The organism is Nocardioides epinepheli (genome assembly GCF_037936805.1).
Lineage (GTDB): Bacteria > Actinomycetota > Actinomycetes > Propionibacteriales > Nocardioidaceae > Nocardioides.
The window spans coordinates 14,022-33,030 of the sequence record NZ_JBBMMC010000005.1 but is presented as its reverse complement, the minus strand read 5'-3'; the positions used below and the strand labels follow the sequence as shown (position 1 = coordinate 33,030).

Here is a 19,009-nt window from a genome sequence, read left to right as displayed (position 1 = left end):
GGCCGGGCTACCGGCCGACTGTCGCATGGACGAGCTGACCGGATGAGGGGAACACGCGTGGCGGACCTGTGGGCGTCCTTCCCGCTCGATCCACGCGAGCGCTCCAACGCCACGATGCGCGCCTCCGACGAGGACCGCGAGCGGATCACCACCGAGCTCACCGCCGCCTTCGCGGCGGGACGGATCGACCACGACGAGCTCGACGAACGGATCGCCGCGGCGACCGCTGCCCGCACCCTCGGCGAGCTGCCGCCCCTGGTCGCCGATCTCGTACCGCAGAAGCCGGCGACGCCGCGCTCCTCGAAGTCGCTGGTGGGTCTCTCCTCCGACGACCTGCGGCGCCGGGCAGACCTCGCGTGGCGCGAACGCCGCAGCTCGGCGGTCTCAGCGGTCATCTGGCCCGGCCTGATCTGCTGGGCGATCTGGCTGGCCGTCCTGGTCGGCACGGGCGGGGAGGCGCCCTTCCCGTGGCCGTTGATCGTCAACGCCGTCACGCTGGTCCACCTCGTCCGGGTGGTGGCGACCCGCGAGCAGATCGTGCGCGACGAGGTCGAGCGGCTCGAGCGCAAACAGGCCCGGCAGCTCCGCTGGCCCAAGGGGCTCCAATGAGGCGCATACTCCGGGCGGTCGCCGAGCATCCCTCGGCGCTGCTGCTCGGTCTCCAGGTGCTCGTCGTGCTCGCCTTCCCGTTCCTGGAGGGCTCCACCGCGGGACGCGCCACGCTGGGCGCCGTCCAGGTGTGCGTCGTCCTCGCGGCGACGTGGGCGGTACGCCGCGGCCCGACGCTGACGTGGGTGGCGGTCCTATTCGCGGCGCCCGCCGTCGTGTTCAGCGTGGCCGAGGCCTTCGTCGACCGGACGCACTGGGTGGTGCTCGTCTCCGCGGCACTGCACGTGCCGTTCTACATGTTCGTGTCGTATGCGCTCATCCGCTACCTCTTCCACGACGACAAGGTGACCCGCGACGAGCTCTTCGCCACCGCCGCCGCCTTCACCGTGGTCGCGTGGGCCTTCGCCTACGTCTACGCGGGGGCGCAGGTCCTGTGGCCAGACTCCTTCGTGGCCTACAGCGGCGGCGGCCCTCGGCCCTGGTTCGAGCTGCTCTATCTCTCATTCACCACGCTGACCTCGGTCGGTCTGTCCGACGTCACGCCCGTGCTCAACCACGCCCGATCCCTGGTGATGCTGGAGCAGGTCGCCGGGGTCTTCTATGTCGCCCTCGTGGTGGCTCGACTCGTCACGCTCACCGCGCGCCGGCACTGACCGTCACGGTGGTGCTGCGCCACGCGCTCGATCAGGGGCGGTGCTTGCGCGGCAGCTTGGCGACCACGAGCTCGTAGGACACGTCGACCGCCTCGAACAGCTCGTCGTCGGGGATGGAGTCGAAGGCGAGGTCGTTCCAGCCGCTGCGCCCGATGTAGGCCATCACACTGGCGCCCTCGGGGTACCGCTCGAGCCAGGCGTCTGCGACCTCGCGGGTCGCACCGGCCTTGACGCCGACGCCGTGCGCCCCGAGGAAGGCGAAGATCCTGCCGGCCTCGACGGGTCCGACCTTGATCACCGGGTGCTCGTGGTCCCACGGGTTGTCCGCCCAGGCGCCCGGTTTGGCCAGGCAGTGCGCCTGCAGGGTCTCGACGTCCATGCGGTCAGGCTACGAGCTCGCCAGGTCTCCGCCTGGCTCGGCCTTGCCTCACCCGCGCCAGCGCAGCGGCCAGCCGCGGCCGGTCCCGTACCGGGTCAGCACGCTGACCGTGGCCGTCTGCTCCATCGGGCCGGCCGGCGAGCGCCGCAGCGTCCACGTCCCGACACCGTCGGTGGCCGCGACGTCGTCGGTCCAGTCCGCGCCGACGACGCGGAACCCGACGACCTCCGGGTGCGTGGTGGCTAGGCGCAGGCACACCGCGTCGGGGCTTCCACCGAGGCCGACGCTGACGACGTCGAGGGGTGGGTGCGAGTGGTCGCAGGATCGTTCGAGCCGGCCGGCGTCCACCACCCGCGTCCCTTGGAACAGCGCGGCGAACGGTCCTTCGCTGATGACCACCCCACCGGTGAGGGCGGTCGCGAAGTAGCTCCACCAGATCGACTGGGCGTCGTCGTCGAGCGGCTTGCCCAGGCACTCCATCCGCGCCGGCCCTCCCGCCCGGAACCGCTCGAGCAGGTCGGGCAGGCCCAGGGGCGACCCCACCTCGTCGCACCAGTAGGCGCCGTTCTGTCCGTCGAGCAGCACCCACCTGTCGAGGTCGTCGATCCAGGCCTCGGAGACGACGTGCCCGCGGCCGACTCCGACGTGATGCGTGACCTGGAAGCACTGGACGCTCCGGGACGGAATGCCCACGGCGTTCAGGGCTTGGCTCAACACGATGCTGTACTCGACGCAGGCGAAACGCTCTCCGGCCGCCACCCGGTCCAGGACGTCGAGCGCGTCGGGCTCCTCGACGTGGTCGTTGGCGTGCTCCCAGGCCTGGTTGACCCACCGCAGCAGGTTGCGCGCGGTGCGCCAGGCGCTCGCGGTGTCGATCTCCTGCTGGGGCACACGCTCGCGCAGGGACGCGAGCCGCTCGGTGCCGATCCGGTCGAGCTCGACGTGGTGCTGGGGGGACGGGTCGGGCCAGTCGAGCAGTTCGACGTCGGCGACGACGTCGGTCTCGATCCGGGCCAGCGCCGAGGCCCAGTGCTCGTCGGCGCCGAACGCCTGCTCGAGGTCGGGCTCGACCAGCATGGGCTGACGGAAGCCGAGGGCGATCGCCTCGTCGAGCAGCGGCCAGGCGCGGTCGTCGCCGAGCCGCCGCGCGGCGATCGCCGCGGCCGGTGCCCACAGGTGCGGCCACCACTCCGGGTCCCCCGCGCGGAGCCGGTCGGCCAGCGCGAGCAGGTCGGCGTCGGCGCGGGCACGCGCTGCCCGCTCGGCCTGGAGCCGCAACTGCGCGAGCTCTCGAGAAATGACGACCACCGCCGCAGGCTAACCGGTGACGCCCGCCTCCAAGGCCGCTCGATCGATGACGCGCCGGGCCCGGCGCCGCCACCGCCAGATCTGGGTCAGTCCGACCCCCAATAGCAGGTACTGCGCGCTCATCGCCCAGCGGAACGCCTCGGGCGTGTAGTCGGTCGAGGAGCCCGGCGTCCGCCAGTCGAGGATGAGACCGATCAGCACGACCAGGATGAGACTGGCCAGGAAACCGGCCTGGTTGATGATTCCGGTGGCACTCGCCAGCCGCTCGGTCGGGTTCGACGTCCGGGCCAGGTCGAAGCCGATCATCGAGGCCGGTCCTCCGATCCCCACCACCTGGGTCAGGATCAGCAGCAGCCAGATCGGCGCCGTGCCGGGCCACGCCAGCACGACCGTCCAGACCACGACGATCGACCACACGATCACCAGCACCAACGAGGACCGGTGCCAGGGATGCCGGCCGACGAGCACGCCGAGCAGCGGACCGGCGTACATGATCGCGACCACCATGAAGGTCAGCAGCGTGCCGGCCTGGGCACTGGAAAGCCCCTCGCCCTGGACGAAGAACGGATACCCCCACAGCAGCGCGAGGGTGGTGGCGCTGAACTGGGTGGTGAAGTGCATCCAGAACCCCAGGCGCGTGCCCGGGTGGGCCCAAGAGGCCACCAGGCTGCGCCGGACGACGCTCAGCGAGAGCGGCGGTCCCACCAGCCGCCGGTCCGTCGGCGCGTCGCGCACGACGAAGACGATCCCGGCGATGAGCAGGATGCCGACCGACGCGGCGGTGAGGTAGGTGGTGGTCCAGCCGAGCTCGCGCAGCGCGATGCTCATCGGCACCGCCGCTGCCAGGGACCCCGCCTGGCCCAGGGTGCCGGTGAGCTGGGTCATCAGCGGCACCTGGCGGGGCGGGAACCAGCGGCTGACCAGTCGCAGGACGCAGATGAAGGTGAGCGCGTCGCCGATGCCCACGAAGACCCGGGCCGCCACCGCAGCCCCATAGCTCTCGGCGAGCGCGAACGCCGCCTGGGCGCCGGTGAGCAGGATCGTGCCGAGCAGCATCACCGCTCGTGGGCCGAACCGGTCCACGAGCAGCCCGACCGGGATCTGCATCAGCGCATAGACCAGGAGCTGCAGCATCGTGAACGTCGCCAGCTGAGCCGCCGAGAGGCCGAACCGCTCGGTCGCCTCGATGCCCGCGACGGCCAGCGAGCTGCGATGGAAGACCGCGACGAAGTAGACCGCGAACGCGACCGTCCACACCGTCCAGGCGCGGCGGCCGCCCAGCGCTGGAACGGGGTTCGTCACTGGGGTGATTCTACGCCGCGGCATCGGTCGCCCGCCGCCGGAGGTTGAGCAAGCCCCGCTGCCCACCGGAGGTTGAGCAAGCGAGCGCCGACGAAACCCGGCACCCCCGAGGACGCCTGCGAGTTTTCGTCGGCGCTGGGCGAGCTCGTTCCTCGCTCGTCCAGCTTGCTCAACCTCCGATTAGAGGCGTCTCATCACTTCGTCGCCGACGCTCGCTTCGCTCGCGTGCTCCCGCGCTCGTCGGGATCGCTCGACCTCGTTCCTCGGTCGGCGTCCCTCCTCACTTGGTCGCCTCCATCATCTGGCGCAGTTCCTTCTTGAGGTCGTTGATCTCGTCGCGGAGCCGGGCGGCCAGCTCGAACTGGAGCTCCGCGGCGGCCTCCTTCATCTGGTCGGTGAGCTCCTGGATCAGCTGGGCCAGCTCGCCGCTGGGCAGGCCGGCGAGTCCGGCGGCGTGGGTGCCGCTGGCCTTCTCGCCCAGCACCGGGACCGTCTGACGGACCTTCACACCGCCGGCGCGGCCCTTGGCCTCGGTGCCCGCCCAGGTCTCGAGGAGCGCCTGGGTGTCCTCGCTGTCACGGGCCAGCATCTCGGTGATGTCGGCGATCTTCTTGCGCAGCGGTTGCGGGTCGACTCCGGCCGCCTTGTTGTAGGCGATCTGCTTCTCGCGACGGCGGTTGGTCTCCTCGATCGCCGACTCCATCGAGGGCGTGATCTTGTCGGCGTACATGTGGACCTGACCTGACACGTTGCGCGCGGCACGGCCGATGGTCTGGATCAGCGACTTGTCCGAGCGCAGGAAGCCCTCCTTGTCGGCGTCGAGGATCGAGACCAGCGAGACCTCCGGGAGGTCGAGACCCTCACGCAGGAGGTTGATGCCGACCAGGACGTCGTACTCCCCCAGCCGCAGATCGCGCAGCAGCTCGATCCGCTTGAGGGTGTCGACCTCGGAGTGCAGGTAGCGGGTGCGGATCCCGGCGTCGAGGAGGTAGTCGGTGAGGTCCTCGGACATCTTCTTGGTCAGGGTGGTGACCAGGACCCGCTCCTGCTTCTCGGTGCGGGTGCGGATCTCGTGGATCAGGTCGTCGATCTGACCCTTGGTGGGCTTGACGACGACCTCGGGGTCGACCAGGCCGGTGGGCCGGATGATCTGCTCGACGACGTCGCCCTGCACCTTGTCGAGCTCGTAGTTGCCCGGCGTGGCCGACAGGTAGATCGACTGGCCGATCCGGTCGAGGAACTCCTCCCAGCGCAGCGGCCGGTTGTCCATTGCGCTGGGCAGCCGGAAGCCGTGGTCGACCAGGTTGCGCTTGCGGGACATGTCGCCCTCGTACATGCCGCCGATCTGCGGGACGGCGACGTGCGACTCGTCGACCACGAGGAGGAAGTCCTCCGGGAAGTAGTCGAGCAGGCAGTTGGGGGCCGAGCCCCGTGCGCGGCCGTCGATGTGCATCGAGTAGTTCTCGATGCCCGCGCACGACCCGACCTGGCGCATCATCTCGATGTCGTAGGTGGTGCGCATCCGAAGCCGCTGGGCCTCGAGCATCTTGCCCTGCTTCTCGAAGTCGGCCAGCTGCTGCTCGAGCTCGGCCTCGATGCCGGTGATCGCGCGCTCCATGCGGTCGTGGCCGGCGACGTAGTGGGTGGCGGGGAAGATGTAGAGCTCGGAGTCGTCGGTGAGCACCTCGCCGGTGACGGCGTGGAGGGTCATCAGCCGCTCGATCTCGTCGCCGAAGAACTCGATGCGGACCGCGTGCTCCTCGTAGACTGGGAACACCTCCAACGTGTCGCCCCGGACGCGGAACGTGCCGCGGGTGAACGACATGTCGTTGCGGGTGTACTGGATCTCGACGAGGCGGCGCAGGATGGAGTCGCGGTCGTGCTCCTCGCCGACCTTGAGCCGCAGCATCCGGTCGACGTACTCCTGGGGGGTGCCGAGACCGTAGATGCAGGACACGGTGCTCACCACGATGACGTCGCGCCGGGTGAGCAGCGAGTTGGTGGCCGAGTGGCGCAGCCGCTCGACCTCCTCGTTGATCGAGGAGTCCTTCTCGATGTAGGTGTCGGTCTGTGGGACGTAGGCCTCGGGCTGGTAGTAGTCGTAGTAGCTGACGAAGTACTCGACGGCGTTGTCGGGGAAGAGCTGGCGCAGCTCGTTGGCGAACTGCGCGGCGAGGGTCTTGTTGGGCTGCAGCACCAGGATCGGGCGCTGCACCTGCTCGGCCACCCACGCGACGGTGGCCGTCTTGCCGGTGCCGGTGGCACCGAGCAGGACGACGTCCTGCTCGCCGGCGTTGATCCGGCGGGCGATCTCCTTGATCGCCGCCGGCTGGTCGCCGGCGGGCTCGTAGTCGGAGGTGACCTTGAAGGGGGCGACGCGGCGCTCGAGGTCGGTGACGGGACGCATACCACGAGGCTACGACCCGCCACCGACATTCGGCGGCGCACGTCCGAGCCCCCCGCGGCAACCTTTCGCACCTGTGGTGCATCTCACCGACCATGAAGCCCCTGACCACCATCCTGAGCGCCGCCGTCGCCACGACAGCGGCCGTCACCGTGACCATCGGTGGCGCGAGCCCGGGCGCCGCAGGGCTCGATCCCGACGCGGCACCCACCAAGGCGGCTTCGGCGGCCGCCCCCGCACCCGACATCCAGCGGCCCAAGATCCCCTACCTCCGCGCGAACCGGGTCGGCTTCGGCACCGGCGACTGGCGTCTCGTCCGGCCCGACGGCACGCGGCAGCTGGTCGGCACCACCACGTGGAGCGACTTCGCAGTCCTCGGGCGCGGCATCGTGGCCTCTTACGGCACCGAGGCCGGAGTGGAGGTCGTACGGGTCAAGCCGAACGGCAAGACCACCATCACGAAGGGCCTGGAGCACTACGGGCTGGTCCTCAGCCCCGATCAGCAGACCGCCGGCTACCTCGACAACGCGGAGCGCTTCGTCTCGGTCGAGAACCAGGGCCGTCGCCTGGTTCGCCTGATCCGCATGTCCGGCGCACGGACCCCCGGCGCGATCGTCACCGCGAAGGCGCACACCTGTCGCGACGCCGAGGTCGTCGTGAACGGCGGCTGCACGGCGTTCGTCAACCGCAGGACCGACGCCAAGGCGGTCGCCTCGCACGGCTTCTCCGTCGACGTCCCGCGCCTGCGCAGCGTCGCCGACGTCGACCGGCGCGGGCGCGTCGTGGGCACCATCAAGGCCGAGCCGAAGTGCTCGGGCATGCTCGTGAACGCCCGGCGGATCGCCTGGCGCACCTGTGACCACCGGCTCGAGTCGTTCTCCCCCGACGGCCGCCACGTGTTGGGCACCAAGCGCAACTCCGTCGACCGGGCCCGATCGGTGGCGATCTACGACACCGCAGGCGTCATGACGGCCTCGTGGAACTGGGGCCGCGCGTTGGTCACCGATGTGCAGTGGGAGGACGACGGGCACCTGCTCGCCGTCCAGTACCTCGACGGCGCCTGGTCGATGGTCCGGCTCGGCCTCGACGGCAGCAGCGAGCTCGTCGTCGGCCCGCTGAACGGCGTCGTGGACTACCCGAAGCTCAAGCTCCCCCTCCGCTGACCCTCCCGATTCACGCTGACCCGTCCGCTATAGCTGACGGGTCACCGTGATTTCGGCGCTGACCCGTCCGCTATAGCTGACGGGTCAGCGTCATGGTGGGTCAGAGGAGGGGGCGCAGGGGGCCGAGGATCATCTCGGTGAACTTGCGGTGCAGGTCGCGGGTCTCCCACTCGCCCCGGGTGAGCTCGACGGTGTTGGACTCGTCGACGGCGAAGATGTCCTCGAGGGTGGCGGCGAGGCCGTCGTCGATGACCTCGATGTTGATCTCGTAGTTGCCGGTGAGGCTGAGCCGGTCGATGTTGGCGGTCCCGACCGTCGACCAGGTGCCGTCGACCGTGGCCGTCTTGGCGTGCACCATGGCTCCCCGGTAGCGCAGGATCCGCACCCCGGCCTCGAGCAGCTGGGAGTAGTACCCGCGGGAGATCCAGTCGGCGACGATGTGGTTGGACTTCAACGGCACCAGCAGCCGGACGTCGACGCCGCGGTGGGCGGCGTCCTTCATCGCGTCGACGAAGTCCTGGTCGGGCAGGAAGTAGGCGGTGGTCATCCAGATGTTGGTGCTCGCGCGGTGGATGGCCTCCAGGTACATCGCCCGGATCGGGAACATCCACAACCGAGGCACGTTGCGCTGCACGCGGATCCGCGGCTCCCAGGTGGAGGCCGTCTCGAGGAGCAGCGGCCGCTCGCTGTGCCGGATCCGGCGGCGGCGATGCAGGTTCCAGAAGTCGGCGAATGCACGTTTGAGGTCGGCGACTCCGGGCCCGGTCACGCGCACATGCGTGTCGCGCCACTCGGTGGCGTAGGCGTCACCGATGTTGTAGCCGCCGACGAAGCCCACCGAGTCGTCGACCACGAGGATCTTGCGGTGGTCTCGCCCGTAGCGACGCAGGTCGAAGAACCGCCAGCCGGCCGGCCAGACCGGGTACTTCAGCACCTTCATCGAGGGTGGGAAGTGCTTGAACACCGGCGAGACCACCAGGTTCGCGAAGCCGTCGTAGATGCAGTAGACCTCGACCCCCCGTTCCGCCGCGGCGGCCAGCGCCGACTTGAAGCGCTCCCCGGTCTCATCGCCCTTCCAGATGTAGGTCTCGAGCAGGATCTGGCGTTCGGCGCCCTCGATGGCGGCGATCATGTCGTCGTAGAGGTCGCGGCCGAAGGTGTAGGTCGTGACCGTGCTCTCCCCGATCGACACGGTCTCCGGCGCGGATCTGGGGAACGGCTTGGCCTTCTTGCCGCGGCGGCGATAGGAGTCGACCAGCGACATCGTGATCGCCACGACGAACGGGATCACCAGGACCGCGAAGATCACCCGGCGGGCCTGGCGCACTAGCCGCTCGACGTCGATGCTCACGTCGTCAACCTAGTCGGCGGGGCCGCCGCACCGCGACGCTGCCTCCCGGCAGGTGGGTCCGCGGCGCCATCCGCGGTCCGCGCCGGGGGCGATGCAGGCCGGCCATCGCGACCAGCGCCGGCACGCGACCGCGTTGCGGACGCCACGGCTCGAGGAACTCCTCGAGCTGCGCGTCGTCGAACGGCGTGCCGGTGAGCGCCCACCCGACGTCCTTGGCGACGTGGTAGTCGCCGAACGAGACGGCGTCGGGGTCGCCGAAGGCGTGCTGCCGTACCTCCGCGCTGGTCCAGACGCCGAGCCCCGGAAGGGAGCGAAGTCGACGGTCGGCCTCCTCGACCGACACCTGGCTCAGCCGTTCGAGGGAGCCGGCCACCCGCGCCGCGGTGACGATCGTGCGCGAGCGCGCGGGATCGATGTGCAGGCGCAGCCATTCCCACGACGGGATCGCCCGGAGGACGTCGGGCGCCGGCTGCACCCAGAGTCGCCGGTCGGCGCCGGGGCCCGGGGCCCGCTCGCCGAAGCGGTGCACCAGCATGCGGAAGCCGGCGAAGGCCTCCTGCCCGGTGACCTTCTGCTCGATGATCGTCGGCACCAGCGCCTCCATCACCAGGCCCGAGCGGCCCAGCCGCGCGTGCGGATGGCGGCGCCGGGCGTCGGCGAGCACCGGGTGCCGCGGCTCGAAGCCCGACCAGTCGTCGCTGTGGCCGAGCAGGTCGGGCAGCTGGTCGAGCGCCCACCCCGCGCCCGGTCCCCACGCCCGGGCGTGCACCTCACCGACGGCGGCGCGGGGCTCCACGAGCAGCGTCGCCGGACCCTCGGGGGTGCGGGTGCCGCGCCAGACGCGTCCGGTCGGCTCGACCCGCATGGTCGGGTCTCCGCCGCCGCGCCGGTGCTGCCCGAGGGTCGCCCGGACGGCGCACGGCCAGTCCGGACGCCACACCCGCGCCAGCTCGCCGCTCATGGTGGTCCAGCGTAGGCGGGACTGCAGACAGCGGTCCTTCGGAGGTCGAGCAAGCCCGGAGGGCGACTCCCGGAGGTTGAGCAAGCCGGGAGGGCGAGGAACGAGCCCGCCTGACAGTCGGCCGCCGACGAAACCTCGGCACCGACCTCGCCAACGCTGGCAGGGAGGGTCCCCGGGGTTTCGTCGGCGCTCGCTGGCGCTCGCTTGCTCAACCTCCGGCCGCAGGAGCTGCGACGAAGGAGCAGATCCGTCGCGGTCGGAGGTTGAGCGAGCCCCGCGGCTGAGGAACGAAGCCGCGACGGGCGAGACGAAACCTCCCAAGCCCCCCTTGGATAGGCCGGCAAGGCCGGTCGGCTCGGGGTGTCGGTGCGCGGTGCTTGGATGAGGCCATGCTCCTCGGCGATGTGGTGGACACCTCGACGACGGTCGCGGCCACCCGGTCCCGCAAGGCCAAGGTCGCCGCCATCGCCGAGCTGCTGGCGCGGGCCTCGCCCGACGAGCGCGAGCTGGTCACCGCCTACCTCGCCGGCACCCTTCGCCAAAGACGCACCGGCGTCGGCTGGCGCAGCCTGAGCTCGCTCCCCGACCCGGCGGACCGGGCCACGCTGAGCGTCACCGACGTCGACACCGCGCTGGAGCACCTCGCCGGGCTCGCCGGTCCCGGCTCCCAGTCCGCCCGGCAGGACGCCGTGCAGGCACTGTTCGCCGCGGCCACCGCCCCCGAGCAGACCTGGCTGCGCGGCGCGATCTCGGGCGGGGTCCGTCAAGGCGCGCTGGACGCCGTCGTCCAGGAGGCCGTGGCGGCGGCAGCGGACGTCCCGCTCGCCGCGGTGCGTCGCGCCGCGATGCTCGCGGGATCCACGACCGCCGCGGTGCACGCTGCCTTCGAGGGCGGCGCGGCGGCGCTGGCGGAGATCGGACTCGACGTGGGGCGGGCCGTCCAGCCGATGCTCGCCTCCTCGGCGCCCACCGTCGCCGAGGCGCTGGCCAAGCTCGGCGACCGTCCCGGCGGCGTCGCCGTCGACGCCAAGCTCGACGGCATCCGGATCCAGGTGCACCGCGACGGCGAGACGGTCGCGGTCTTCACCCGCAGCCTCGACGACATCACCGAGCGGCTGCCCGAGGTGGTCGAGGTCGCCCGAGCGCTCCCGGCCGACCGGTTCGTGCTCGACGGCGAGGTGCTCGCCTTCGGTCCCGACGGGCGGCCTCGACCGTTCCAGGAGACCGCCTCGCGCACCGCGCAGGCCGCAGGGGTGGTGGTCACGCCGCACTTCTTCGACCTGCTGCACCTCGACGGCCACGACCTCCTCGACGCCCCGGGCACCGACCGCTCCGCAGCGCTCGAGCAGCTGGTACCGCAGGCGCACCGGGTCGCCCGGGTGGTCACCGCCGATGCCGCCGAGGCCGAGGCGTTCGCTGCCGAGGTCCTCGCGGCCGGGCACGAGGGCGTCGTCGTCAAGGATCTCGCCGCGCCCTACGCCGCCGGGCGCCGGGGCGCGGCGTGGGTGAAGGTGAAGCCGGTGCACACCCTCGACCTGGTGGTGCTCGCGGTCGAGTGGGGTTCCGGACGCCGCCAGGGCACGCTGTCCAACATCCATCTGGGAGCGCGCGATCCGGCGCGCCCCGGCGAGTTCGTGATGATCGGCAAGACCTTCAAGGGCATGACCGACCAGATGCTGGCCTGGCAGACCGAGCGCTTCACCGAGCTCGCCCTCGACCCGTCCACCGTCGGCGACCACTACGTCGTCCCGGTGCGGCCCGAGCAGGTCGTCGAGATCGCCTTCGACGGCGTCCAGCGCTCCTCGCGGTATCCCGGCGGCGCCGCCCTGCGCTTCGCCCGCGTGGTCCGCTATCGCGACGACAAGCGGGCCGAGGACGCCGACACGATCGCGGAGGTACTCCGGCTCCGGGGCTGACGCGCCCGGCTGGGGACGGCTAGGTAGCCGCCTCGCCGAGGGCGCCACTGTCGAACGCGCTGGCCGCCTCGCGGATCAGCTGGGCCGCGACGCCGGTCGGTGTGCTGGCGCCGCCGGCTGCGGCGAGATGCTGCAGCACGATCCGCCGGGTGCCGAGTCCGGCCACATCGGCGACCTCGACGCCCGGCCCGGCCAGGCTGTGCAGGGCCAGCGACGGGAGCAGCGCGGCGCCCTCGCCCGCGGCGACGAGGGCGAGCGCGGTCTCGGTCGCGGTGTAGCGGTGCCGCGATGCTCGCAACTGCTCCTCCCCGAAGGCGTGCCGGATCCGGCGCAGCGCCCGAGTGCTGGCACCCCAGGCCTCGACCCCGAGCCACTGGACCGACAGCCGGCTCAGATCGACCGGCTCACTGCCGAGCACGGTGCCGGCCGGTACCACCAGCTTCCAGGGCTCGTCGAGGAGCGGCACCTCGGTGACGCCGCGCATCGGCCCGGTCGTGGTCTCACCGGCGTCGAACTCCAAGATCACCACGTCGTGGTCGCCGCCGCGCACTCCGCGGATGAGCTCGGCCTGCTCGGCTTCGACGATGTCGAACTCGAGGCCGGGGTAGCGCAGCCGCCACTCGCCGAGGTGGGGTGCGATGAGGCCGGCGATGGCGCTCTGGAAGCCGCCGACCCGGACCACCCCGGTCACCTCGCCGTCCTGCTGCTCGATCCGGGCGCGCGCCTCGCCCAAGGCCTGCTCGATCTGCTCGGCGGACTCCGCAAGGGCGAGCCCGGCCGGGGTCAACGTCGTCCCGGAGTTGGTCCGCACCAGCAGTGGGCGCCCCACTTCGCTCTCCAGACGCGCCAGCTGCTGCGAGACCGCGGACGGCGTCACCGCGAGCTCGTCGGCCGCGGCGAGCACGCCGCCGGTCCGGGCCACGGCAAGGAGGAAGCGGAGCCGTCGAGGATCGATCTGCACTTCATGAATGCTAAATGCCCGCTTCATCGGAGTGCAATTGTTCTTACCCTTCCGAGGCGTCACGATGGCGACATGATGGCAGCGACACTCGGCTGGTTGGGCATGGTCGGCACCCTGGTCGCCTACCTCCTCGTGGCGCGCGGTCGCCTCGGCGCCCAGTCCTTCCCCTATGCCTGCCTCAACGCCGTCGGCGGAGTGCTCGGCGCCGTGGCCAGCACGATGTACGGCGCCTGGCCCAGCGTCGCGGCGAACGTCGTGTGGGCCGTCACCGCCGTCCACGCACTGTCGCAGGGCGTCGCCGAGAACCACCGACGACGCCGCGCCGAGTCCACCAGCGCCCGACCACTGGAGCTGATCGGTCGCTAGGTTTGTCGGGTGCTGATCGACCGCTCCGTGATCCGCGTCAAGGCGATGCTCGTCGCCCCGGACGCCGGTGGTGCGACCCACGCGGTCACGCTCAATCCGCCCACGGCCGAGAATCCCGCCGGCTACCACCGGCTGATCGGGGGTAGCGTCGAACTCGGTGAGACCCACCGCGAGGCGATCATCCGCGAGGTGGACGAAGAGCTGGGCGCGACCATCTGCGACCTGAGGCTCGTGACGTGCGTCGAGAACATCTTCCGCATCGACGGCGAGGTCGGGCACGAGATCGTGTTCGTCTACCTCGGTCGTCTCGATCCCGAGCCCTCGCGCGCGGGCGCGATGCTCACCGAGAGCGACGGATCGACGGTGCCAGTGGTGTGGCGCCGGTTCGATGACGCCGAGGAGTCGATCCCTCTCTACCCGGCCGGGGTGGTGCCGTGGCTGAGGCCAGGGGTCCTCTCACGGATCGCGTCGGACCGGGCGGATCAGCCCCTCCTGGGCCACGGTGGCCACAAGGGTGCCGTCGCGGGTGAAGACGCGGCCGAGCGAGAGGCCGCGGGCCCCGCCGGCGGAGGGTGACCACTGGTCGTAGAGCCACCACTCATCGACCCGGAACGGCCGGTGGAACCAGACGGTGTGGTCGAGCGAGGCCATCTGGACGTTGGTGGGGTCGGCACCGTCGTGGGCCGAGAGCGAGGCGCCGAGAAGCGAGACGTCGCTGGCGTAGGTGAACGCCGCGAGGTGCTCGACCGGGTCGTCACCGAAGTCGCCGAGGATCCGGATCCACATCCGGGCCTGCGCTGGATGGTCGGGGTCGGCCTCGAGTCCCCGCCGGGAGTTGCCGAGGAACCGGACGTCTAGGGCGGCCCACTCCTTGCTGAGTGCGTCCGCCTCCTGGTGGCCACGCCCCCGCAGCCACGCCATGAGGTCGATGCCCTCCTCGGGTGCCGGGACCTCGGGCATCGGCTCCTGGTGCTCGAATCCGTCCTCGTGCCGCTGGAAGCTCAGGGTCTGGTAGTAGATCACCTCGCCGTGCTGACGCGCGACGATGCGACGGGTGAGGAAGGAGCGCCCGTCGCGGATCCGCTCGACGTCGTAGATCAGCGGCACCGTGTAGTCGCCCGGAAGCAGGAAGTAGGAGTGCAGCGAGTGCACGTGGTAGCCCTCCGGGACGGTCCGGGTACCGGCGATGAGGGCTTGCGCGGCGACCTGCCCGCCGTAGACCCGTTGGCGGGTCGTGTCCGGCTGCTTGCCCCGGAACAGGTCCATGTCGAGGTACTCGAGGTCGAGCAGCCCGATCAGGTCGTCACCGCCGACGACGTCGGGGGCGCGCTCGGGTTCGTTGCTCACGTGTCGTCCTCCGCAGTGTCAGGGGTGTCAGGGGTGTCGGGCGGCGTGTCGGGGCCCTCGAGACCGGCCAGGAACTGCTCGAACTGCCGCCCGATCTCGTCGCCGGTGGGCAGCGGCTGGTCCTCGGCGAGCAGGTTCGCGCCGCTCTCCTCGGCCTGGGCGAAGGAGTCGTACTGCCGCTCGAGCGAGGCCACGACCTCGCCGACCTCCTCGTTGCCCGCGAGGTAGCGCGTGATCTCCTCCTCGCGCTCGGCGGCGGCGTCGTGCAGGGCGCTGAGGTCGAGGGTCAGCTTGGCGGTGCGCTCGACCTGGTCGAGCAGCACCGCGGAGGCCTGCGGGTACTCGAGCTGGGCGAGGTAGTGCGGGATGTGCGCCACGAACCCGACGGCGTCGTGGCCCCACTCCCCCAGCCGCAGCTCGAGGAGGGCCTGGGCGCTGCTCGGAACCCGTAGCTCACCGTCCCAGGGATTCTCACCCACGAGGAGGTCGGGGTTGGTGCCGTGATGGGTGACGGCGATCGGCCGGGTGTGCGGGACCGCCATCGGCACCGACCCCAGACTCACCGTGAGCGTCACGCCGAGCCGCTCGATCACCTCGCGCACGGCGCGGGTGAAGGCCTCCCAGCGATTGTCCGGCTCGGGTCCGTGCAGCAACAGGTACGGCGTCCCGCCGGCGTCCCGCAGGAGCCGGACCACGAGCCGCGGGGCGTCGTACTGCTCGTAGTGGTCGCGCACGAACGAGATCGCCGGACGCCGCGCCCGGTAGTCGTGGAACTGGTCGACGTCGAACGTCGCCACCACGCTGCCGCCGTCGCTGAGCGCGGCCAGGTGCCGGGCGGCCAACGCGGAGGAGGTGCCGGCGTCGAGGAAGCCGTCGAGCGCCACGATCATCGGCACCTCGTCGACGCCGTCGAGACCGGTGATCTCGTCGACGATGTGCACCAGCCGCTCCGAACTCACCCCGCAAGCCTAGGGGTGGACGGCTCGGCGATCTCACGCACCATCAGTGCCGCGCCACGGCGAGCCAATTGGTCGACGGTGAGACCGAGGTGCCGGCGCAGCACCGCGGTCTCCCCCGAGGGATCCTGGGCGGCCCCGGCGAATCCGTCGAGCAGCGCCCAGAGGGTCTGCTCGCCGCGCTGCCGCACGATCCACTCACAGACCCACCAACCGAGCGCGTAGTGGGCCGCTGCCCCCGCGCCGTTGAAGGCGGCGTCGGTGGGCATGGTGAGCCGCCGGTCACGGGCCTCCGCGACGATCCGGGCCGGGACCCGCCATCGCGGGGCCGGGACGGCCTGCATCGAGAGCCATTCGGCCACGCCTTCGCGCAGCCACACCGGCGCCGCATCGTCGTGCGTGCCCACAGCGACGTGGGCGAGCTCGTGGCGCACCAGCCGCGCCAGGTCGCCGGGACGGCGTTGGCCAAGGAGCCCGGTCGCCGCCGGGCTCAGCGTGAACCGCTCCGAGGCGACCGTGGCGTCGTCGGGGCCGGCGGCGACGGTGAAGGCGATGGCGTCGAGTGCCTGCGGGTCACCACCGGGCAGGCGGTCGAAGCCGTCGAGGTAGCCGGGGTCCGACAACGCGTAGAACGCCGTCGCGCGGGGCCAGGCGTAGGGCACGCGGGAGGCGATGTCGGCGAGCGCGGCGGAGGCGATCCTGGCCGTGCGCGGCCCGAGGGGCGCGGTGCCGGCATCGAAGACCCCGAGGACCCCCGGGGCGCTCACGACCGTGAGGTCGCGCACCTGCCCGGCGTCGTCGACGTCCCAGGGCTCGGGCCGGCCCAGATGCTCCCGCTCCCACTCGGCGTCGGTGGTGGCCGAGATGGCGAACCCGGAACGGGTGGGGGTGAAGCGAAAGCGGTCGAGGGTGCGCACCGGGGCGCGGTCGAAGGCGCCGAGCCTCGTGGTGAGCTCGACCACGCCCCAGTAGTCGTCGTCGAGGCGCACCAGCGACTCCGGGAGCAGCCGGTAGGAGAAGGCGGAGAGGGGCAGCTGGGTCACGTTGGCGAAGTAGCCGGACTCGGTGGTCGCGAGCTCGCCGCCGGGCGTCAGCACCCGGCGGAACCGGTCCTCGTCGTGCGCCAGCACCGCGGCGGCCCGCTCGTCGAGCACGGCCTGGAGCGACGATGCGACGTCGGGGTGCACCGGACGCGGCGTGGTCGGGGCGGCCGGCGCGCCCGGTACCGGTGTGGTGGTTGGGTCGATCCGGGCGTTCGGGGCGCCCGTCGACGACGGCTCGGACGACGCGCTCGCGTCATCGGGCCCCACCGACGCCGAGCCGTCCGGCTCGACCGGGTCGGACCCGCAGGCGGTGAGGCAGCCGAGTCCGACGAGGAGCGCGAGCACCGGCAGTGCTCGGCGACGTCGGTCAGCGGCGATCGGCATCGACGTCGGCGCGGCCGGTGTTCTCCTGCTCGGACTGGTCGGACAGCGCCGACATCGCCTCGACGATCCCGAGCGCCAGGGCCTGCGGCGTGAGGCCGATCCGCTCGAGGATCGCGGCGCGCTTGGCGTGGCCGAGGAACTCCTGGGGGATCCCGTGGAGCTGGAACGGCGTGGTGACGCCGGCGTCGTTGAGGGTCTGGAGCAGCACCGCGCCGCACCCGCCGACCCGGCCGTTGTCCTCGACGCTCACCACCAGCCGGTGCCGCCGGGCGAGCTCGACGATGGCCGGGTCGACCGGCTTGACCCACCGCGGGTCGACCACGGTGACGCCGATGCCCTGGGCGGTCAGCCGGTCGGCGACGTCGACGGCGACACTGGCCATCGAGCCGACCGCGACCACGAGCACGTCGAGCGCGCCGGTACGCACCAGGACGTCGGCGCCGCCCGCCTTGTCGATCGCAGGGACGTCGTCGGGCGGGGCGCCCTTGGGGAAGCGCACGACGGTCGGCGCGTCGGCCACCTCGACGGCCTCGTCGAGGAGCTCGCGCATCCGGGTGACGTCGCGCGGTGCGGCCAGGCGCAGCCCGGGCACCACCTGGAGGACCGACATGTCCCACATGCCGTTGTGGCTGGCGCCGTCGTCGCCGGTGACGCCGGCGCGGTCGAGCACGAAGGTGACCCCGCAGCGGTGGAGGGCGACGTCCATCAGCACCTGGTCGAAGGCACGGTTCAAGAAGGTCGCGTAGACCGCCACGACCGGGTGCAGGCCACCCATCGCGAGGCCGGCCGCGGAGGTCGCGGCGTGCTGCTCGGCGATGCCGACGTCGAAGGTGCGCTCGGGGTAGACCGCGGCGAACTTGTGGAGACCGACGGGATGCATCATGGCGGCCGTCATCGCGACGACATCGGGACGCCGGGCGCCGATCTCGAGCATGTGGTCGGAGAAGTGATCGGTCCAGATCGCGCCCTTGGGCAGCTCCGAGCCGCTGTCGACATCGAAGGGCCCGGGCGAGTGGAACTGGTCGGCCTCGTGCCGCTCGGCGGCGTCGTAGCCGAAGCCCTTGCGAGTGAGCGCGTGCACGATGACCGGGCCGCCGAAGCGCTTGGCCTGGGCCAGGGCCTGCTCCATCGCCGCGACGTCGTGGCCGTCGATCGGCCCGACGTACTTCAGGCCGAGGTCCTCGAACAGCCCCTGCGGGGCGAGGGCGTCCTTGAGCCCGCGCTTCATCGCGTGCAGGGCGTCGTAGGCGGCCGGGCCGACGCCCTTGACGGCGTTGAGGCGCTTCTTGACCAGGTCGAGGAAGTGCTCATAGCGCGGGTTGGTGCGCAGCGAGGTGAGCGCCGTCGCGAGCCCGCCGACGGTGGGGGTGTAGGAGCGGCCGTTGTCGTTGACGACGATGACCAGGCGGCTGTCCTTCGCGATCGCGATGTTGTTCAGCGCCTCCCACGCCATGCCGCCGGTAAGGGCGCCGTCGCCGATGACCGCGACGGTGTGGCGGTCCTCGCCGCGGATCCGGTAGGCCTTGGCGAGCCCGTCGGCGTAGCTCAGCGCGGTGGAGGCGTGGGAGTTCTCCACGATGTCGTGCGGCGACTCGGCCTGGCTGGGATAGCCCGAGAGCCCACCCTCCTGGCGGAGGCCGTCGAAGTCCGCGGCGCGGCCGGTGAGGATCTTGTGGACGTAGGCCTGGTGGCCGGTGTCGAAGACCACGCGGTCCTGTGGGGAGTCGAAGATCCGGTGGATGGCCAGCGTCAGCTCGACCACACCGAGGTTCGGCCCGAGGTGTCCGCCGGTGCGTGCGCACGTCTGGACGAGGAGATCCCGGATCTCGGTGGCGAGCGTCGCCAGCTGGTCGTCGTCGAGGGTGCGCAGGTCACGCGGCCCGGTGATGGACTCCAGCACAGACAT

At 71.5% G+C, this 19,009-nt stretch carries 17 protein-coding genes; 6 read left to right on the top strand and 11 right to left on the bottom strand.

Going from position 1 to position 19,009, the window contains the following annotated elements:
* Positions 1–42 precede the first annotated feature (42 nt).
* Together WMR31_RS08225 and WMR31_RS08220 are read left to right on the top strand one after the other, a co-directional pair.
* Positions 43–609 (top strand): DUF1707 SHOCT-like domain-containing protein, encoded by a 567-nt coding sequence (locus WMR31_RS08225; protein ID WP_340538310.1) that lies wholly within the window; start codon positions 43–45, stop codon positions 607–609.
* Positions 606–1,262, top strand: coding sequence for an ion channel (locus WMR31_RS08220; protein WP_340538309.1), 657 nt, complete (start codon positions 606–608; stop codon positions 1,260–1,262). The genes WMR31_RS08225 and WMR31_RS08220 overlap by 4 nt, the downstream gene beginning before the upstream one ends.
* A gap of 31 nt (positions 1,263–1,293) precedes the next feature.
* On the opposite strand, the gene WMR31_RS08215 is transcribed toward WMR31_RS08220, so the two are convergent.
* From WMR31_RS08215 to uvrB, 4 genes are all read right to left on the bottom strand, one after another.
* Positions 1,294–1,641 (bottom strand): MmcQ/YjbR family DNA-binding protein, encoded by a 348-nt coding sequence (locus WMR31_RS08215; RefSeq protein ID WP_340538308.1) that lies wholly within the window; start codon positions 1,639–1,641, stop codon positions 1,294–1,296.
* A gap of 48 nt (positions 1,642–1,689) precedes the next feature.
* Positions 1,690–2,949: a transglutaminase domain-containing protein gene (locus WMR31_RS08210; RefSeq protein ID WP_340538307.1), complete on the bottom strand. Its 1,260-nt coding sequence runs from the start codon at positions 2,947–2,949 to the stop codon at positions 1,690–1,692.
* Between the two features lie 9 nt (positions 2,950–2,958).
* Positions 2,959–4,251: an MFS transporter gene (locus WMR31_RS08205; RefSeq protein WP_340538306.1), complete on the bottom strand. Its 1,293-nt coding sequence runs from the start codon at positions 4,249–4,251 to the stop codon at positions 2,959–2,961.
* A gap of 280 nt (positions 4,252–4,531) precedes the next feature.
* Complete coding sequence (uvrB, locus tag WMR31_RS08200) at positions 4,532–6,658, bottom strand: excinuclease ABC subunit UvrB (RefSeq protein WP_340538305.1); 2,127 nt, start codon at positions 6,656–6,658, stop codon at positions 4,532–4,534.
* A 92-nt stretch (positions 6,659–6,750) separates the two neighbouring features.
* Between uvrB and WMR31_RS08195 the strand changes: the two genes are divergently transcribed.
* Entirely contained in the window at positions 6,751–7,818 is a 1,068-nt protein-coding gene (locus WMR31_RS08195) for a hypothetical protein (protein WP_340538304.1), read from the top strand.
* Between the two features lie 100 nt (positions 7,819–7,918).
* On the opposite strand, the gene WMR31_RS08190 is transcribed toward WMR31_RS08195, so the two are convergent.
* Together WMR31_RS08190 and WMR31_RS08185 are read right to left on the bottom strand one after the other, a co-directional pair.
* Positions 7,919–9,169, bottom strand: a complete 1,251-nt coding sequence (locus WMR31_RS08190; protein ID WP_340538303.1) for a phospholipase D-like domain-containing protein — start codon at positions 9,167–9,169, stop codon at positions 7,919–7,921.
* Positions 9,170–9,173: 4 nt separating this feature from the next.
* Positions 9,174–10,130, bottom strand: a complete 957-nt coding sequence (locus WMR31_RS08185) for a DNA-3-methyladenine glycosylase family protein (RefSeq protein WP_340538302.1) — start codon at positions 10,128–10,130, stop codon at positions 9,174–9,176.
* A 389-nt stretch (positions 10,131–10,519) separates the two neighbouring features.
* Here WMR31_RS08185 and WMR31_RS08180 point away from each other — a divergent pair, with 389 nt between their 5' ends.
* Entirely contained in the window at positions 10,520–12,046 is a 1,527-nt protein-coding gene (locus WMR31_RS08180) for an ATP-dependent DNA ligase (protein WP_340538301.1), read from the top strand.
* Between the two features lie 19 nt (positions 12,047–12,065).
* On the opposite strand, the gene WMR31_RS08175 is transcribed toward WMR31_RS08180, so the two are convergent.
* Positions 12,066–13,007, bottom strand: a complete 942-nt coding sequence (locus tag WMR31_RS08175) for a LysR family transcriptional regulator (RefSeq protein ID WP_340538300.1) — start codon at positions 13,005–13,007, stop codon at positions 12,066–12,068.
* A 72-nt stretch (positions 13,008–13,079) separates the two neighbouring features.
* Between WMR31_RS08175 and WMR31_RS08170 the strand changes: the two genes are divergently transcribed.
* Together WMR31_RS08170 and WMR31_RS08165 are read left to right on the top strand one after the other, a co-directional pair.
* Positions 13,080–13,373 carry a CBU_0592 family membrane protein gene (locus WMR31_RS08170; protein ID WP_340538299.1) on the top strand — a complete coding sequence of 98 codons (294 nt, stop codon included), beginning with the start codon at positions 13,080–13,082 and terminating at the stop codon, positions 13,371–13,373.
* Positions 13,374–13,382: 9 nt separating this feature from the next.
* The gene (locus WMR31_RS08165) at positions 13,383–13,949 is read left to right on the top strand and encodes an NUDIX hydrolase (RefSeq protein WP_340538298.1); all 567 of its coding nucleotides are present in this window, start codon (positions 13,383–13,385) and stop codon (positions 13,947–13,949) included.
* On the opposite strand, the gene WMR31_RS08160 is transcribed toward WMR31_RS08165, so the two are convergent.
* Genes WMR31_RS08160 through dxs form a run of 4 tightly spaced genes read right to left on the bottom strand, consistent with a single transcriptional unit; the run spans position 13,830 to position 19,009 of the window.
* Positions 13,830–14,720: an acyl-CoA thioesterase gene (locus tag WMR31_RS08160; protein WP_340538297.1), complete on the bottom strand. Its 891-nt coding sequence runs from the start codon at positions 14,718–14,720 to the stop codon at positions 13,830–13,832. The two genes, WMR31_RS08165 and WMR31_RS08160, sit on opposite strands and share 120 nt — an antisense overlap.
* On the bottom strand, positions 14,717–15,679 hold the full coding sequence (locus tag WMR31_RS08155; RefSeq protein ID WP_340538296.1) for a proteasome assembly chaperone family protein: 963 nt from the start codon (positions 15,677–15,679) through the stop codon (positions 14,717–14,719). Before WMR31_RS08155 ends, WMR31_RS08160 begins: the two co-directional genes overlap by 4 nt.
* Positions 15,676–17,103 (bottom strand): hypothetical protein, encoded by a 1,428-nt coding sequence (locus WMR31_RS08150; RefSeq protein WP_340538295.1) that lies wholly within the window; start codon positions 17,101–17,103, stop codon positions 15,676–15,678. Before WMR31_RS08150 ends, WMR31_RS08155 begins: the two co-directional genes overlap by 4 nt.
* On the bottom strand, positions 17,087–19,009 hold the full coding sequence (dxs, locus tag WMR31_RS08145; protein ID WP_340538294.1) for a 1-deoxy-D-xylulose-5-phosphate synthase: 1,923 nt from the start codon (positions 19,007–19,009) through the stop codon (positions 17,087–17,089). Before dxs ends, WMR31_RS08150 begins: the two co-directional genes overlap by 17 nt.

What these genes read in the sequence shown, in the direction of transcription:
- WMR31_RS08225 (WP_340538310.1), top strand. Translation starts at nt 43, where the DNA reads ATGAGGGGAACACGCGTGGCGGACCTGTGGGCGTCCTTCCCGCTCGAT.
- WMR31_RS08220 (WP_340538309.1), top strand. Translation starts at nt 606, where the DNA reads ATGAGGCGCATACTCCGGGCGGTCGCCGAGCATCCCTCGGCGCTGCTG.
- WMR31_RS08215 (WP_340538308.1), bottom strand. Translation starts at nt 1,641, where the DNA reads ATGGACGTCGAGACCCTGCAGGCGCACTGCCTGGCCAAACCGGGCGCC.
- uvrB (WP_340538305.1), bottom strand. Translation starts at nt 6,658, where the DNA reads ATGCGTCCCGTCACCGACCTCGAGCGCCGCGTCGCCCCCTTCAAGGTC.
- WMR31_RS08195 (WP_340538304.1), top strand. Translation starts at nt 6,751, where the DNA reads ATGAAGCCCCTGACCACCATCCTGAGCGCCGCCGTCGCCACGACAGCG.
- WMR31_RS08185 (WP_340538302.1), bottom strand. Translation starts at nt 10,130, where the DNA reads ATGAGCGGCGAGCTGGCGCGGGTGTGGCGTCCGGACTGGCCGTGCGCC.
- WMR31_RS08180 (WP_340538301.1), top strand. Translation starts at nt 10,520, where the DNA reads ATGCTCCTCGGCGATGTGGTGGACACCTCGACGACGGTCGCGGCCACC.
- WMR31_RS08170 (WP_340538299.1), top strand. Translation starts at nt 13,080, where the DNA reads ATGATGGCAGCGACACTCGGCTGGTTGGGCATGGTCGGCACCCTGGTC.
- WMR31_RS08150 (WP_340538295.1), bottom strand. Translation starts at nt 17,103, where the DNA reads ATGCCGATCGCCGCTGACCGACGTCGCCGAGCACTGCCGGTGCTCGCG.
- dxs (WP_340538294.1), bottom strand. Translation starts at nt 19,009, where the DNA reads ATGTCTGTGCTGGAGTCCATCACCGGGCCGCGTGACCTGCGCACCCTC.